This window comes from Streptomyces sp. NPDC050264, assembly GCF_040655895.1.
GTDB lineage: Bacteria > Actinomycetota > Actinomycetes > Streptomycetales > Streptomycetaceae > Streptomyces.
This window is the reverse complement of the sequence record NZ_JBFAKV010000003.1, coordinates 126,006-140,491: the sequence shown is the minus strand read 5'-3', so window position 1 is coordinate 140,491 and position 14,486 is coordinate 126,006. Positions and strand designations below refer to the sequence as shown.

Genomic DNA, 14,486 nt, shown 5'->3' with positions numbered 1-14,486 from the left:
GACCGGGCCTGAGCGGGCCTTCCGTGACGGGGCCTGAGCGGTCGGGCGCGCCGGAAGTTACCGTGACCGGGCCCCATGGAAGGCGGCCGGGCCTCCCGGAGCCGGGGCCTCACGGAAGGCGACTGGATGACCCACCCCGTGTCCGACGTCATGAACACCCTCATGACCACCCTTGGCCGGCGGTACGTCCGGTACGCGCCGGGCAGCGCGGGCAAGGGCCTGCTCGCCGCCGGGTACCTCAACACCCGGCTGCGGGACGCCCCGAGGCAACGGGTCGCGGAGTCCCGCCAGGGCGCCCGGTTCGCCCTGGACACCCAGGACCTGATCCAGCGCTACCTCTACCTGTTCGGCGTCTGGGAACCCCACATGACGCGGTGGCTGGAGACCCGGCTGCGCCCCGGCGACGTCCTGGTCGACGTCGGCGCCAACATCGGCGTGTTCTCCGTGCTCGGCTCGCGCCTGGTCGGCAGCACCGGCCGGGTGGTGGCCATCGAGGCATCGCCCGCCTTCCACCGCCGGCTGGTGCGGCATGCGGAGCTCAACCACTGCGACAACATCCGCGCGGTCAACACCGCCGTGTCGGACGCGCGCAGGACACTGAAGTTCATCCTCGCCAGCTCGCACAACATGGGCGCCAACTCGATAGTCCCGTACGACGGTCCGGCGGAGTCGACGTTCGAGACCGAGGCGCTGCCGCTCGCGGAGCTTCTGCGGCCGGAAGAGGTGGCCGGGGCCCGGGTGATCAAGATCGATGTGGAGGGGGCGGAGGGGAGCGCGGTCCGCGGACTGGCTCCGCTGCTGGGCGACCTCCGCCCGGACGCCGAGATCGCCGTGGAGATCACGCCGGAACGCATGGAGCAACTCGGCGACTCCGCCGAGGAGTTGCTGGAGACGATGCGCGAGAACGGCTTCCACACGTACCGCCTCCCCACCGACTACTCGGCAGCCGGCTACCCCCGGGCGATCCGGCACCCCGCGCCGCCGGTCCGCTGGCGAGAGCCGCTCACGGGCGAGACCGAGCTGATCTTCTCGCGGATCGATGCCGAAGTGCTGTGATCGTGCACGAGGTTCGATCGAGTACGAGGTTCAGGGGCGAGCGGGCGGGAAAACAGGCGGGCGGGTGAGCAGCGGGCGGTCAGTCGGAGCCGGCCGCCCGGTAACGCCACTGGAAGGAGCCCAGCGCCCGGGCCCGCGCCTCCACGACCGCCATGCGGGCCTCGCGCTCGGCGGAGTCCACATGATCCGCCTGGCCGGTGACCTGCCCCTCCCACTTGCGGTAGAGCAGCCCCACCTCGGACGAGAACCAGCCCCGGGCAACGGAGTTGAGGGCCAGCAGCAGCCCCGTGTCCTCGGACGCCGGAAGCGCCATCCAGCCGCCGAGCGCGAGAAGCAGCTCCCGCCGGACGCACAGCGTCGCCGGGTGCACCTGGGCCAGGTAGTCGTGCGACGCCCAATGGTCCAGGACGGCCTGCCGCTCGACGGGCCCGTGCTCGGGATCGCCGGGGAAGCCGACGGTCGACCCGTCCGGCAGGAGATCGAGGGCGCGCGACGTCGCCCAACCGAGGTCCGGGTCGGCTTCGAGCGCGGCGATGTCACGGGCCAGCGCACCGGCCGGGAGCTGGTCGTCCGCGTCCAGGATCTTCACGTACTCGCCGTCCGCGCGCGCGAGCGCCAAGGTGCGCGCGACGCCCGGGCCGCCGGGCCGCCCCTGCCGGAACGAGACCCGCTCGTCGTCAGGAACGTACGGCGCGACCTGATCGGTCCTGCCGTCCTCCTGGATCAGCCAGCGCCAGTCCCACCCGTCGGGCAACTCCTGTGCGGCGAGGGACTTGTACGCATCTGCCAGGAAGCGAGCCGACGGGGCGTGAACGGCCGTGACGATGACGATGACGCGCCGCCTCATGGCTCACCACCTTTCTCGTTTCCACGTGAGTATGCCGTCTTGATCAGCCGCGCTGCCTGCTCACGTAGCGTGGACGCATGACCGGTATGAGGCAGATCGAAAGCGACGAAGCCCGCAGGATCGTGGAATCGGGCACGGTCCGCCCGCTCGGAGAACTCCTGAGAATCGCCGAAGCCCGTCACGAGGGCGGCAGGGGTGGCCTGGGCCTCGAATACGGCCGGTCCCAGGACGACCCGGACCGCTACCTCTTCGCGACCGAGGTCGAGGACGCGGACGGCGTGGTGTGGTCCATGCTCCTGGACGCGCACACGGGCGAGATCGTCGAGGACGGGCGGACGCAGGAAGAGGACGGCCCCGAGGCCGAGGGCCCGGCCGAGACGCGACCGGAGGCACCGGAGCTCTGACCGGTCGCCCGGCCACCGGATCGCTGATCGCTCAAATCCCTTGACGGCATCTTCAAGCGGTTCCCGGGAGCGCTGGTCACGCAGATAGCCTCACCTGCTGTTTCGGCTGTCGGGGTGGCGGGATTTGAACCCACGACCTCTTCGTCCCGAATGAGGTTCGGGTGCTGACCTTGCCTGCACGGATGGCGTTTCCCCTGGTCAGGGGTGTGGTCTCGATTGGTCTCGCGTGGTGTGGAAGGGCCTGCGGGAGCAAGTCGGCTCCCAAGTGGCTCCCAACCTGCTGGTAGCCGGCCTCGCCGTGGGCGTGATCCCTCTACGGAAGCGTCCGATTGGTGGGTCTACAAGTCATCGGGCAGCAGCCGGAATGCTCCGTGTCCCGTCAGCGGCCGAACCATGCGGAAGTGCCGGTCCGAGGTGAACATGACCTCGGTTCGGTAGGCGGCGGCCAGAGCGACGTTCATGGCATCCGCCATGCCGATGCCCTTCCCTCCGTCTGCGTCCCGGTAGCCCTCGAGCACTGTCATCGCCGTGCGCACATGGGGGGTGATGTCGGGGATGGAGAACTTCCGCCTCTCAGTGCCCTTGGCGAGGAAGTCGAGCGCGTTGTATGCGGCCTGCGCACTGATCTTCGTGGTCACCAAGTAGTCGAGTTCAGCCAGGACCATGGGTGAGATCACCATATGTCCAATGGTGGAGAAGGCTTTGCGGTGGATGGCGCTGCCGTCCGTCAAGGAGACGAGAAGCCGATAGAGGGCATTGGTGTCAGCGATGACGACAGCGCTCAAGAGCCCATCCCCTTCAGGGCTTCTTCGATGTCCTCATTGGTGAGATCGGGCCCTGTCCCGATGTCCGGAATCTCCATATCCCCCATGGGCTCAGTCGAGTAGGGCGGAACCTCGTCGGCGTCGATCGGCACGACACGGGCGACGGGGCGGCCGTTCTTGGTCACCGTGATGGTCTCGCCTCGCTCAGCGGCGGCGAGTATCTGCGAGGACCTCTGGTTGAAATCACGAGCAGTGGTTTCCATGTACTACATGTTACTACTTCGTGGCGGCGTTCATCCGTTGCTGGCGCAGAGGGCTCGGTCGGTGCCGATCATTGGTCAACCTCGGTCACGGCAGGACAACTTCCGGCCGGCAAGTGAGCGGCCTGCTGACGGCGGGGCGTAAGCCCCTCAGGTTCTTGCGCAGACACAGCCGACCCTGCTCGGTCATTCATCCATGGCCGTGGACCTGCTTGTACTTCTTGATCAGATCCTGTGGCAGTCTGCCCCGTTCGTTGACGGCGTGTCCCTGGCCCTTGGCCCATGCACGGACAAGAGACGGTGTGACGCCTGCACATGAATCCTGTTGCCGCGGGACGGACGGATTCCCAGGTGACTCAGGACTTGATCGCCTGGGAGGAGTGGGTGGTCCCTCTCCGCTAGGCCTCTCTGGCGGTCCCTCTAGGCCGGTCGATTCAATGACAGCAGCCAGCGCCCGCAGACGGGCGGCGGCCAAAGAGGGTGGCGCCGTGACGACATGGTTGCCGCCCTGCCGTTCCACTCCGGCGATGAGGGGGGACCCCAGGAAGGTCAGAGCCTCCTCAATCTCGCTGCTGTCCAGAGGGGTCTCAAGTGCTCCCTTGGTTTCTCGCCAGATGTCGCTGACCCCCAGCACCCCGGTGGTGTAGCGGATGTCAACGGGATCATTCCCGCTCTTCCACAGGGTGTGCAGCACCAGGCTCAGGGCTTCCTGCCGTCGCTCCGCCGCCCGCCAGGTGAGTGCCAGCGCCTCTGCATCTTCTCCTGCGGTCACCATGGCGGCGATCTCGCGCGGTGAGAGTGGTGTGCGGCTGTGGCGCATGACGGCATCCGCAAGCTCTCGCGCGGTGATCAGAGCCACCTTTTCCCTTGCCGCTTCCTGGGTGACCCGGGCGTCGAACTGGGGGCCGACCAAGAGTGTGCTCTGCGCCATGTGGCGTTCGCGGTGTTCGCCCAGCCTCCAGAATTTGACGTCCTGATCAGTCACCAGTCCGGCGCCGTCCGTCTTGGCTTCCACTGCGACGCGCTGTCGATCAGTCGGCGACTGCCATAGCTCGATGACCACATCTGTCTTCTTCGGCCCGCCGTGCGTCTCGACGTCGACACCAAGTGCATTCAAGGCAGCCGCAACAGCCCGTTCGAATCGCTGGTAGTCAGCGCTGTCGGTGGCCGCCTGCACGACTTCGGTGGCCAGCGAGCCGAAGCTGCGCTGGCCAGTATCGGTCACGGCATGTGGCTCTGCGGCTGAGCTTCCCCGGGGAATGCCTTGGTCGGCGTTCTCCGGGAGGCCAGAGGTCACGCGGTCGAGGAGCGGCAAGGTGTTGACCAGCGAGGCCCCCAACTCCGTTCGCCGGACCGTGAGTCCGATGCGTTCGGCGAGGCCGGTCTCCAGGAGGAGTGCGATGCGGCGTGTGACGTCTTCCCGGGTGAGCTGCACGTCGGGGTATCGCTCCGCGAGAACGCGGAGGAGTGTGGCCGTGTGTGCCTCGTTGTCCAAGGCGTCGAGGGACTCTCCCAGCAAGGCGACGTTGAGGTGAAGCAGACGAACGAAGTCCAGAGCCTCGTCGGACGCCAGACAGCTCTTGGCGAGTTCCGTCGCCGCGAAAGTATCGGTGCCTACCTGAGTCAGGAGACCGAGGGAACGCAAGGTCCCGAGCGTTTGTTCGGCGGAAGATTCCAGAACGCCGAATTCTCCGGAACAGAAGGCTCTGAAGTCACTTCGCTTGATCGCAGGTACGGCGGCGTTCACGAGGCGGGCGAGAGCTTCTACCCGTGTGCCACCCGCGACATAGCCCAGTGAACGTTTGCGTGACCTCAGTGCGGCCTGATCGACCTCGGCTAGTTCGGCGGCCAACAGGGCTGGTGGCGGGGGAAGTTCGAGGATCTGCCCAGAATGGCGGTGAGGAAGCTGATCGGGAACTACCAGTTTCAGACGTTCGAGGAACCTCAGGCCGCGTTCCGCGGGGACGATCTTGCCGTTGGTCCAGTAGTCCACGAGCCCGGCTGCGCGCAGCCAGTACACGCGCCGACGGACTTGGTCGAGCGAGTCCCACCTAAGGCCGTATACCTCAGCTGCGACCTCATTCAGCTCGTTGTGGGCGAGCCCTTCGCCCAATGCAGCAAGTGCTTCGCCGAAGAATCTGATGTGCGCATGGAAAAGAGCGACGAGATAGAGCTCGTCGCCGGAATCCAGAAAGTAACTGGCCTCGTCCGTGAGGGATAGGCGTGTCGGGCGCCCCTCCCGTTTCACCAGCCCGCAGGTGCCGAGTGCATGCACCGCCTTCCGCAAGGAAATCGAGGTGCCGGCATCGGGCCAGGTGAACGGGCGATCGATCGTTCAGTCCCTCGCGATCTCCGCCAGGAGGGCGCGGAGATTGCTGATGATCTCTGGTGGGCTGCCGGGGACGTGCGGTGTGGCCCCGGCTCGTGTCAGCCATGGGAGCGGTGCCGGGAAGCCTCTTTGGGGATCTGACTGCTGCGATGAGTTCAATGATCGTCCTCGTGATGGACAGGCTTTGATGCTCGATGAGCCTTGATATCACTACGATATGTAATCACTCGAGCACGGTGGGCGAATCAGGGCCTCGTGTTGCGCCGCCAGTCGGAGGCGACGGGTAGGGAGTTGGCGAGCAAGTCGGCTCCCAGATGGCTCCCAGTGTTGGCGGAGATCGACACGTCGCGACTCGTGGAATCGGCCGTGAAGCTGCGGTCGGCGACATCCGGCACTGGATGCGTCGTGGTGCCGCAGATCACCGAGGGCTATTTGGCAGCCGCGCAGTCTGTGCGAGCGCGATGCGCGGGGCTCAACCTCGACCTGGCCGACGCTGTGAACGTGACTTTGGCCGCCCAGTACGACACCGATGCCGTCCTCACGCTCGACCGGCGCGGCTGTCGTGCCGTGCGTCCGCTCGGGCGGCACAAGGCGTTCCGCATCATGCCCGATGACCTGCCTATCTGAGGCGGGCCGGTTCACAGATGTGCCAGGCTGGCTCTGACGGTTGATGTGGGTGTGGCGTGGTCTCGTGAGGGCTGGGGAGCGAGTTGGCTCCCAAAACGGCCCCCCAACGCACATCAGGGTCGGTACTGATTTCTCAGTACCGACCCTGACCTGCTGTTTTGGCTGTCGGGGTGGCGGGATTTGAACCCACGACCTCTTCGTCCCGAACGAAGCGCGCTGCCAAGCTGCGCTACACCCCGATGTCGTTGCTCCGCCTTCCGAACCCGTCCGGGCCGGTCGCGGCGACATCGATTACTTTAGCGGACCGGCGGCCTGAGACGAAATCCGGTTTTCGGGGCCCCGGATCTCCGGGCGGAACCGGTCGGCCGTGACGAGGAGCAGGGCCAGGGCGTAGAAGGCCAGGCCGAAGATCACGGCGTTGCCGAGGACGCCCGCGTAGCCGTGGGCGTCGACGTCAAGGAACGGGTACGGGTAGCGGGCCGGGGTGCCCGGGGCCATGATCGCGCCGCGGGCCAGGGCGAAGCCGAAGTAGGCCAGGGGATAGGCCAGCCAGATGCCCGCGTGGCGCAGGCGCAGGGCGCCGGGGCGGGTGAGCAGGAGCCAGTCCAGTACGGCGCCGATGGGGGTGACCGTGTGCAGGAGCTGGTTGGAGAGTCGGCGGGCCCCTGTCATGGCGTGGTCCGGGTCGTCCGTCATGGAGAAGCCGCTGGAGTCGTTGGCCAGGATGACGTGGTAGACGAGGCCCGTGATGCAGATGAAGAGCAGGACGCCGCCCGTGACCAGGGCCGGCAGCGGCGGGCGGGCGGTCCAGGCGCGCCGGGCCGCGAGGGCGAGGACGACCGCGAGCAGGATGTTGGACTGGATCGTGAAGTAGCTGAGGACGCGCAGCGCGCTGTCGCTGATCGACAGGTCGATGGCGATGCCGGTCGCCGCCGCCAGCGCGATGAGGGCGCGGAAGGCGGCGGTCACCGGGCGGCGGCGTTGCGGAACGACTGCCTCCGCCGGTACCGAGTCGGAACTGGAGGCACCGGCGGAGCCGGCAGCAGGGGGCGGCACGATCATTCCCCCACCGTAGGACGAGACCCACCGCAGGACCGGAAGGACCTACCGTGCTCGCGGAGCCGGTGCCGGGGTCAGGGTCAGGAGCGAGGCCTCCGGGGGGCACGCGAAACGGACCGGGGTGTAGCGGTTGGTGCCGCAGCCGGCCGAGACGTGCAGATAGGACGTGTTGCCCTCGGCCGAGTGCGTCGACAGGCCCTTCACGCGGTCGGTGTCCAGGTCGCAGTTGGTGACGAGGGCGCCGTAGAAGGGGATGCAGAGCTGGCCGCCGTGGGTGTGCCCGGCGAGGACCAGCGGATAGCCGTCCGCGGTGAAGGAGTCGAGCGCGCGCAGATACGGGGCGTGGACGACGCCGAGGGAGAAGTCGGGGCCGGTCAGCGGGCCGCCCGCCACCTCCGCGTAGCGGTCGCGCTTGATGTGCGGGTCGTCCAGGCCGGTCAGGCCGATCTCGACGCCGGCCACCTTCAGCACGCCCCGCGTGTTCGTGAGGTTCAGCCAGCCCGCCTCGTCGAACCCGTCGCGCAGGCCCTCCCACGGGTTGTGGATCACGCCGACAGCGGGCGCGTTGCCGTTCAGGCCGTGCTTGCCCCGGGTCCTGTTCACCAAGTACCGGGCGGGGTTGAGGAATTTGGGCCCGTAGTAGTCGTTCGAGCCGAAGACGTACGCGCCCGGGAACTCCATCAGCGGGCCGAGGGCGTCCAGGACCTCCGGAACGCCCTCGGGGTCCGAGAGGTTGTCGCCCGTGTTGATGACGAAGTCGGGGCGCAGGCCGGCCAGGGAGCGCAGCCAGCGCTGCTTCTTGCGCTGACCGCCGACCATGTGGATGTCCGAGACCTGGAGGACGCGGAGCGGGCGCATGCCCTGGGGCAGGACGGGGACGGTCACCCGTCGCAGTCGGAAGGAGCGGGCCTCGAAGCCCGCGGCGTAGGCCACTCCGGCGGCTCCCACCGCCGCGATGCCGGCCGTCACCTTCAGAGAAACCTTCAGGGAGGTCTGCAGAGGCGTCTTCAAGGAACTCTGCAGTGGAGCTTCGTGTCGCGCGCGCATGAGCCCCATCGTGTCAGACCGGCCGCGCCCCGGAAATCGGCGGGCGCCGCTCCCCTCGTACCTGCGACAATCACGGCATGACCACCCTCAAGTCGAAGCTGCACGACGACCTCAACGCCGCGATCAAGGAGCGCGATGAGCTGCGCTCCTCGACGCTCCGGCTGACCCTCTCCGCGATCACGAACCAGGAGGTCGCGGGCAAGGAGAAGCGCGAACTCTCCGACGACGAGGTGCAGAAGGTGATCGCCAAGGAGGCGAAGAAGCGCCGCGAGGCCGCCGAGGCGTTCGAGAAGGGCGGCCGCGCCGAGTCCGCGGCCCGCGAGCTGGCGGAGGGCGAGCTCCTCGCCGTGTACCTGCCGCAGCCGTTGAGCGACGCGGAGTTGGAGCAGATCGTCGCGCAGGCCGTCGAGGAGGCGAAGGCGGCCGGCGCCGAGGGGCCGCGCGCCATGGGCCAGGTCATGAAGATCGCGAACCCGAAGATCGCGGGCCGCGCCGAGGGCGGCCGCGTCGCCGCGACGGTGAAGCGCCTGCTGGCCGGCTGACCGCGCCGCGCGCATGCAGAAGGGGCGCCCCCTCATCGGGGGCGCCCCTTCTGACGTCACGTCGCGAGGAGGCGGGGCTCAGTGGCCCCGGCCACCCCCGTTCCCGTTCCCACCGTTCCCGTTCCCGCCGATCAGGCCCGGCGGGATGGAGATACCGGGCAGCGGATCGTCGTCACCGTTGCCGCCGTCGTTGCCGCCCCCGCCGTTGTGGCCGGGCTTGGCGTCGTCGTGGCTCTTGTCGCCCTTGCCCTTGTCCGCGTCGGGGATGTCGACGAGGGTGAAGCCGGGCGAGGGCTTGCCGGACAGGGCGCCGACCATGGCGGCCTTCCAGATCGGGCCCGGAGTGTCGGCGCCGTAGACCTGGTCGTGGTACCTGCCGCCGATGGTGATGTTCTCCATCTCGACGTTCTGCTGCGCGCTGCCGACCCACACGGCGCCGGACAGGTTCGGCGTGTAGCCGACGAACCAGGCGTTCTTACGGGCGTCGGTGGTACCGGTCTTACCGGCGTTGGCCCGGTCCTGGAGGCCGGCCTGCTTACCCGTACCGGAGTCGGTCACCCCGCTGAGCAGAGTGTTGATCTTGTCCGCGGTCGCCGTCGACATGGCGCGCGAGCACTGCGTCTTCGGTACGGAGAGCGCCTTGCCGTCGGGGCCGGTGATCGCCTCGATGGCGACCGGCGTGCAGTACGTGCCCTCGTTGGCGAACGCGGCGTAGGCGGAGGCCATCGTCAGCGGCGACAGACCCGTCGAACCGAGGGTCATCGACGACGGCACCTCGGGCACCTTGGTGCCGTTGCCCTGCACCACGTGGAGCTTGTCGGTCATCTTGACGACCGGGCACATGCCGATGTCGCCGAGCATCTGCACGAAGTACGTGTTGACGGACTTCTCCATCGCCTCCTTGAGGCGATACGGGCCGGACTCGGACTCGTTCTCGTTCTCCACCTTGTAGCCGCCGTCGTTGACCCACGGCTTGCCGCTGCACGTCTGCACCTTGCTCGGGTACGGCATGTCGTACGGCGCCGGGTACTCCTGCGTCGCCGGCTTGCCGCTCTCCAGCGCGGCCGCCGCGAGGAACGGCTTGAACGTCGAACCCGTAGGGAAGCCGAAGTTGGAGCCGCCGTACTTGTAGTCGACCGAGTAGTTGTACTCCGTCTCGTTCTTGCTGTTGTCGGAGCCGTACGGCTTCGACTGGCCCATGCCGAGGATCTTGCCGGTGCCCGGCTCGACGAGCGAGACCGCCGTGGCGACCTTGTCCGTCTTGTAGACGTTGTCCGCGATGGAGGCCTGCACCGATTCCTGCGACTGCGGGTCGAGCGTGGTCTTGACCGTCAGCCCGCCGCGGTTCCAGACCTTGGCGCGGTCCTCCTTCGTCTTGCCGAAGACCGGATCGCTGAGGAAGACCCGCCGGACGTAGTCGCAGAAGAACGACGCGCCCTTGACCGCCGTGATGCAGCCGTTCTGCGGGCTGCTGACCTTGAGGCCGAGCGGTGTCTGTTTCGCCGCGTCGGCCTCGCCCTTCGTGATGTCGTGCACCTCGGCCATGCGCTGCAGCACCACGTTGCGCCGCTTCTTCGCCTCGGCCTCGTCGTTGACGGGGTCGTAGCGGCTCGGCGACTGCACGATGCCGGCGAGCAGCGCCGACTCCTGCACGTTCAGGTCCTTGGCGCGCTTGGAGAAGTAGCGCTGCGCGGCCGCCTCGACGCCGTACGCCTGCTGCCCGAAGTACGTGATGTTCAGGTAGTTGGCGAGGATCTTCTTCTTGCCCAGCTCGTCCTCGACCTGGATCGCGTACTTGAGCTCGCGGACCTTGCGGCCGATCGTCTGCTGCGTGGCCTGCGCGACCTTCGTCGGGTCGTCGCCGGCCTCCTCGATGAAGACGTTCTTCACGTACTGCTGCGTGAGCGTGGACGCGCCCTGCGAGACGCCGCCGTCGCGCGCGTTGGCGTTGATGGCGCGCAGGATGCCCTTCGCGTCGACGGCCCCGTGCTCGTAGAAGCGCGAGTCCTCGATGGCGACGAGCGCCTTCTGCATGTACGGCGAGATCTCGTTGAGCGGGACCACGGTGCGGTCGCGCGAGTAGACGGTCGCGATCTTGCCGCCCTGGTTGTCCAGGATCGTGGTGCGCTGACTCAGCGGCGGGGTCTTCAAGTTGGCGGGGATCTCGTCGAACCCCTCGACGGATCCCTTGGCCGCGAGGCCGAGCGCGCCCGCGGCGGGCAGCGCGATTCCGGCGAGTACAGCTCCTGCGAGCACGCTGACACCGAGGAACTTTGCGGCCTGTTGGGCCGGCGACAGTCCGCCGCCGCTACCGGCCGAGCGCTTCTTTCCCATGCAGGGCAGCCTACGTTCTGATTCTCCGGACAGGCGTATATGCCTTGGCCTAAGCTGCACCCAACTGTCACAGCAGTGCGGTCTCGTATCAAGACGTGGGACGACCCCGAACCGTTCCCGGCATATTTTCCTCGCCCCTTGTAGTCATTCCCGCACCCTCCGGTGGGCCCCCCGTACACGGCCTCCAGGGTGTCCGAATACGCCTCGTGTGTCTCCTGCTGTCCCTTGTGGCGCGAGTGAACTGTCCTGGTTTGCCGGGGTTATTACGCATGTCCCCCGGTCACTCCGTCGGGTGATCTGCCGCTTACGCATAGTCCGTTCGGGCCATTCAAGATTGGGCCCGAAGGGGGTGTTGCGGTGTGCCCACCTTCCGTAACGTCCTCAACTGGCGGCGGTGAATATGCCGCTGCCGCCGTGGGGGAGCCTCGATTCGGGAGAGGACGGCGCCGGTATGGGCTGGGTAGTCGACTGGAGTGCGCAGGCGGCCTGCCGCACTACCGATCCGGATGAACTGTTCGTTCAAGGAGCAGCGCAGAACCGGGCGAAGGCGGTGTGCACGGGATGCCCTGTGCGGACCGAGTGCCTGGCGGACGCGCTGGACAATCGCGTCGAGTTCGGCGTGTGGGGTGGCATGACGGAGCGGGAGCGCCGCGCACTGTTGCGCAGGCGTCCGACCGTCACGTCATGGCGCCGACTCCTTGAGACGGCACGGACGGAGTATGAGCGTGGCGCGGGTCTGTTGCCCGCGGAGCTCGAGGATGACGAGACGTACGAGAGGTACGCGGCCGTCGGCTAGAGCCGGCCGGCACGCGTCACTCACCGAGTTACGTACGGCTCGTGCAGTACGGGTATGCGGTACCGCGGACGCAGTGCGCGTACGCAGTACGGCTGACGCGGTACGAGTACGAAGTGCGGCTCACGCAGCTCCGGCCGGAGTGCCACCGGCCGCGAGCCGTTCTCCGATGTCCCGGAGGCCTGTCAGGTCGTGTACGTCACCGGGCAGCGCCGCGACCTCGGTCACGGCGACTTCGGGGTGCAGCGCGGTGAAGCGGTCACGCGTGCGCTGTTCGCGCGCGACCACGTGCATACGCTCCGCGTGCAGGCGGAGCAGACCCGCCGTCAGCTGCTGTGCGGTGGGAGCGGTCGGATCGGACGGTGTCTCCGCTACGGCGGGGGAGCCGGGCGCGGCATCTGTCACGGGATCTGTCACAGGCTCTGTCGCGGAAGGGGTACGAACCTCTTCCTTCCCGTCCGTCTGATCCACAATGCGGTGCTCGTCAAGATTTTCCGCGGCGGCCAGGGCGCGCTCGGCCGAGAGCCCGTCGGCGCCGCTGCCGTGCACCCGGTTCAGCACGAGTCCGGCGAGCGGCATCCGCTCCGCGGCCAGCCGCTCCACGAAGTACGCGGCCTCGCGCAGCGCGTCCCGCTCGGGCGCGGCCACCACGAGGAACGCGGTGCCGGGCGCCTGCAGCAGCTTGTACGTGGCGTCCGCGCGGGTGCGGAAACCGCCGAACATGGTGTCCATCGCGGCGACGAACGTCTGCACGTCGCGCAGGAGTTGACCGCCGAGCAGCTTGCCGAGCGCGCCGGTCATCATCGACATCCCGACGTTCAGGAACTTCATGCCCGCGCGCCCGCCGACCTTCGCCGGCGCCATCAGGACCCGGATCAGCTTCCCGTCGAGGAACGAGCCGAGCCGCTTGGGCGCGTCCAGGAAGTCGAGCGCGGAGCGCGACGGCGGGGTGTCCACGACGATCAGGTCCCACTCGTCACGCGAGCGCAGCTGCCCCAGCTTCTCCATCGCCATGTACTCCTGCGTGCCCGCGAAGCCCGCCGAGAGCGACTGGTAGAAGGGGTTGGACAGGATCGCCCTGGCCCTCTCCCGGTCCGAGTGCGCCTCGACGATCTCGTCGAAGGTGCGCTTCATGTCGAGCATCATCGCGTGCAGCTCGCCGCCGCTCGCGTCGTCGATGTCCTTCACCCGGCGCGGGGTGTTGTCCAGCGAGTCGATGCCCATGGACTGGGCGAGGCGGCGGGCCGGGTCGATGGTCAGCACGACGACCTTGCGGCCGCGCTCGGCGGCGCGCAGCCCGAGCGCCGCGGCGGTCGTCGTCTTGCCGACGCCGCCGCTGCCGCAGCACACCACGATGCGGGTGTCCGGGTCGTCGAGCAGCGGGTCGATGGAGAGCGTGCCCTCAGGATCCAGCGTCATCGAAGCGGTCCCCTAAATCCCTTGCTGTCGCAGTTCCTCGGCGAGCGTGTACAGGCCCGCGAGGTCCAACCCCTCGGTGAGCAACGGCAGTTCGTGCAGCGGCAGCCCGGCCTCGGTGAGCAGCCCGCGCTGGGCGCCCTCCAGGTCGTACCGCTCCGCGTACTCGTCGGCCTGCTCCAGCAGCGGCCCGACGAGCTTCTTGGCGCCGCTGAGCCCGGCCGCCGCCAGAGCCTCGGTGACCGCGGGGCGCACCGAGGCGTCGCGGCTCAGCTCCAGATCGGGTTCCCCGAGGAGCGCGGGCCGCACCATGTTCACCATGATCCGTCCCACCGGAAGGTTCGCGGCGCGCAGTGCGTCGACCCCGTCGAGGGTCTCCTGCACCGGCATTTCCTCCAGCAGGGTCACCAGATGCACAGCGGTCTCACTGGACTTGAGCACCCGCATGACGGCCTGTGCCTGGTTGTGTATCGGGCCGATCTTGGCGAGCCCGGCGACCTCGTCGTTCACGTTGAGGAAGCGCGTGATGCGGCCCGTCGGGGGCGCGTCCATCACGACGTGGTCGTACGCGTACACGCCCTGTTTGTCCTTGCGGCGCACCGCTTCGCACGCCTTGCCCGTCAGGAGTACGTCCCTGAGGCCCGGCGCGACGGTGGTCGCGAAGTCGATCGCGCCCAGCTTCTTCAGGGCGCGGCCCGCGCCGCCCAGCTTGTAGAACATCTGGAGGTAGTCGAGCAGCGCCAGCTCGGGATCGATGGCGAGCGCGTACACCTCCCCGCCGCCCGGTGCGACGGCGATCTTCCGCTCCTCGTAGGGGAGCACTTCCGTTTCGAAGAGCTGTGCGATGCCTTGCCTGCCCTCCACCTCCACAAGGAGAGTGCGCTTGCCCTCGGTCGCGAGGGCGAGCGCGAGTGCGGCGGCGACCGTGGTCTTTCCGGTACCGCCCTTGCCGCTGACGACCTGGAGCCTGCTCACGTATTCGAGCCTAACCAGTGAGCGGCCCGATCA

The 14,486-nt window shown here is 68.0% G+C and carries 13 protein-coding genes, 1 tRNA gene and 1 pseudogene; 5 read left to right on the top strand and 10 right to left on the bottom strand.

Going from position 1 to position 14,486, the window contains the following annotated elements; translation table 11 throughout:
- Nucleotides 1–126: 126 nt before the first annotated feature.
- Nucleotides 127–1,056, top strand: a complete 930-nt coding sequence (locus AB0J02_RS05790; RefSeq protein ID WP_363192316.1) for an FkbM family methyltransferase — start codon at nt 127–129, stop codon at nt 1,054–1,056.
- Between the two features lie 79 nt (nt 1,057–1,135).
- On the opposite strand, the gene AB0J02_RS05785 is transcribed toward AB0J02_RS05790, so the two are convergent.
- Nucleotides 1,136–1,903: a glycosyltransferase family 2 protein gene (locus AB0J02_RS05785; protein WP_363192315.1), complete on the bottom strand. Its 768-nt coding sequence runs from the start codon at nt 1,901–1,903 to the stop codon at nt 1,136–1,138.
- A gap of 77 nt (nt 1,904–1,980) precedes the next feature.
- On the opposite strand from AB0J02_RS05785, the gene AB0J02_RS05780 reads away from it, so the two are divergent.
- Nucleotides 1,981–2,307 (top strand): hypothetical protein, encoded by a 327-nt coding sequence (locus tag AB0J02_RS05780; RefSeq protein ID WP_363192314.1) that lies wholly within the window; start codon nt 1,981–1,983, stop codon nt 2,305–2,307.
- Between the two features lie 338 nt (nt 2,308–2,645).
- Here AB0J02_RS05780 and AB0J02_RS05775 read toward each other — a convergent pair whose 3' ends face one another.
- The 3 genes from AB0J02_RS05775 to AB0J02_RS05765 form a co-directional block, all read right to left on the bottom strand.
- Nucleotides 2,646–3,092 (bottom strand): PIN domain-containing protein, encoded by a 447-nt coding sequence (locus AB0J02_RS05775; RefSeq protein ID WP_363192313.1) that lies wholly within the window; start codon nt 3,090–3,092, stop codon nt 2,646–2,648.
- Nucleotides 3,089–3,334 (bottom strand): type II toxin-antitoxin system prevent-host-death family antitoxin, encoded by a 246-nt coding sequence (locus AB0J02_RS05770; RefSeq protein ID WP_206968351.1) that lies wholly within the window; start codon nt 3,332–3,334, stop codon nt 3,089–3,091. The genes AB0J02_RS05775 and AB0J02_RS05770 overlap by 4 nt, the downstream gene beginning before the upstream one ends.
- A gap of 187 nt (nt 3,335–3,521) precedes the next feature.
- Nucleotides 3,522–5,618 carry a restriction endonuclease gene (locus tag AB0J02_RS05765; protein WP_363192312.1) on the bottom strand — a complete coding sequence of 699 codons (2,097 nt, stop codon included), beginning with the start codon at nt 5,616–5,618 and terminating at the stop codon, nt 3,522–3,524.
- A 356-nt stretch (nt 5,619–5,974) separates the two neighbouring features.
- Here AB0J02_RS05765 and AB0J02_RS05760 point away from each other — a divergent pair.
- Nucleotides 5,975–6,287: pseudogene (locus tag AB0J02_RS05760) on the top strand (VapC toxin family PIN domain ribonuclease).
- Between the two features lie 165 nt (nt 6,288–6,452).
- Here AB0J02_RS05760 and AB0J02_RS05755 read toward each other — a convergent pair.
- The 3 genes from AB0J02_RS05755 to AB0J02_RS05745 all read right to left on the bottom strand — a co-directional run bounded on the left by AB0J02_RS05755 (nt 6,453) and on the right by AB0J02_RS05745 (nt 8,345).
- Nucleotides 6,453–6,526, bottom strand: a tRNA-Pro gene (locus tag AB0J02_RS05755).
- A gap of 52 nt (nt 6,527–6,578) precedes the next feature.
- Nucleotides 6,579–7,349, bottom strand: a complete 771-nt coding sequence (locus tag AB0J02_RS05750) for a Pr6Pr family membrane protein (RefSeq protein ID WP_363192311.1) — start codon at nt 7,347–7,349, stop codon at nt 6,579–6,581.
- Between the two features lie 42 nt (nt 7,350–7,391).
- Nucleotides 7,392–8,345 carry a metallophosphoesterase gene (locus AB0J02_RS05745; RefSeq protein WP_363192616.1) on the bottom strand — a complete coding sequence of 318 codons (954 nt, stop codon included), beginning with the start codon at nt 8,343–8,345 and terminating at the stop codon, nt 7,392–7,394.
- 125 nt (nt 8,346–8,470) lie between these two features.
- Here AB0J02_RS05745 and AB0J02_RS05740 point away from each other — a divergent pair, with 125 nt between their 5' ends.
- Nucleotides 8,471–8,935, top strand: coding sequence for a GatB/YqeY domain-containing protein (locus tag AB0J02_RS05740; RefSeq protein ID WP_363192310.1), 465 nt, complete (start codon nt 8,471–8,473; stop codon nt 8,933–8,935).
- 78 nt (nt 8,936–9,013) lie between these two features.
- Here AB0J02_RS05740 and AB0J02_RS05735 read toward each other — a convergent pair whose 3' ends face one another.
- Nucleotides 9,014–11,269: a transglycosylase domain-containing protein gene (locus AB0J02_RS05735; protein WP_363192309.1), complete on the bottom strand. Its 2,256-nt coding sequence runs from the start codon at nt 11,267–11,269 to the stop codon at nt 9,014–9,016.
- Between the two features lie 451 nt (nt 11,270–11,720).
- Here AB0J02_RS05735 and AB0J02_RS05730 point away from each other — a divergent pair, with 451 nt between their 5' ends.
- Entirely contained in the window at nt 11,721–12,065 is a 345-nt protein-coding gene (locus AB0J02_RS05730) for a WhiB family transcriptional regulator (protein WP_363192615.1), read from the top strand.
- A 120-nt stretch (nt 12,066–12,185) separates the two neighbouring features.
- On the opposite strand, the gene AB0J02_RS05725 is transcribed toward AB0J02_RS05730, so the two are convergent.
- Both AB0J02_RS05725 and AB0J02_RS05720 read right to left on the bottom strand, forming a co-directional pair.
- Complete coding sequence (locus AB0J02_RS05725; protein ID WP_363192308.1) at nt 12,186–13,481, bottom strand: ArsA family ATPase; 1,296 nt, start codon at nt 13,479–13,481, stop codon at nt 12,186–12,188.
- Between the two features lie 12 nt (nt 13,482–13,493).
- Complete coding sequence (locus AB0J02_RS05720; protein ID WP_363192307.1) at nt 13,494–14,453, bottom strand: ArsA-related P-loop ATPase; 960 nt, start codon at nt 14,451–14,453, stop codon at nt 13,494–13,496.
- Nucleotides 14,454–14,486: the final 33 nt, after the last annotated feature.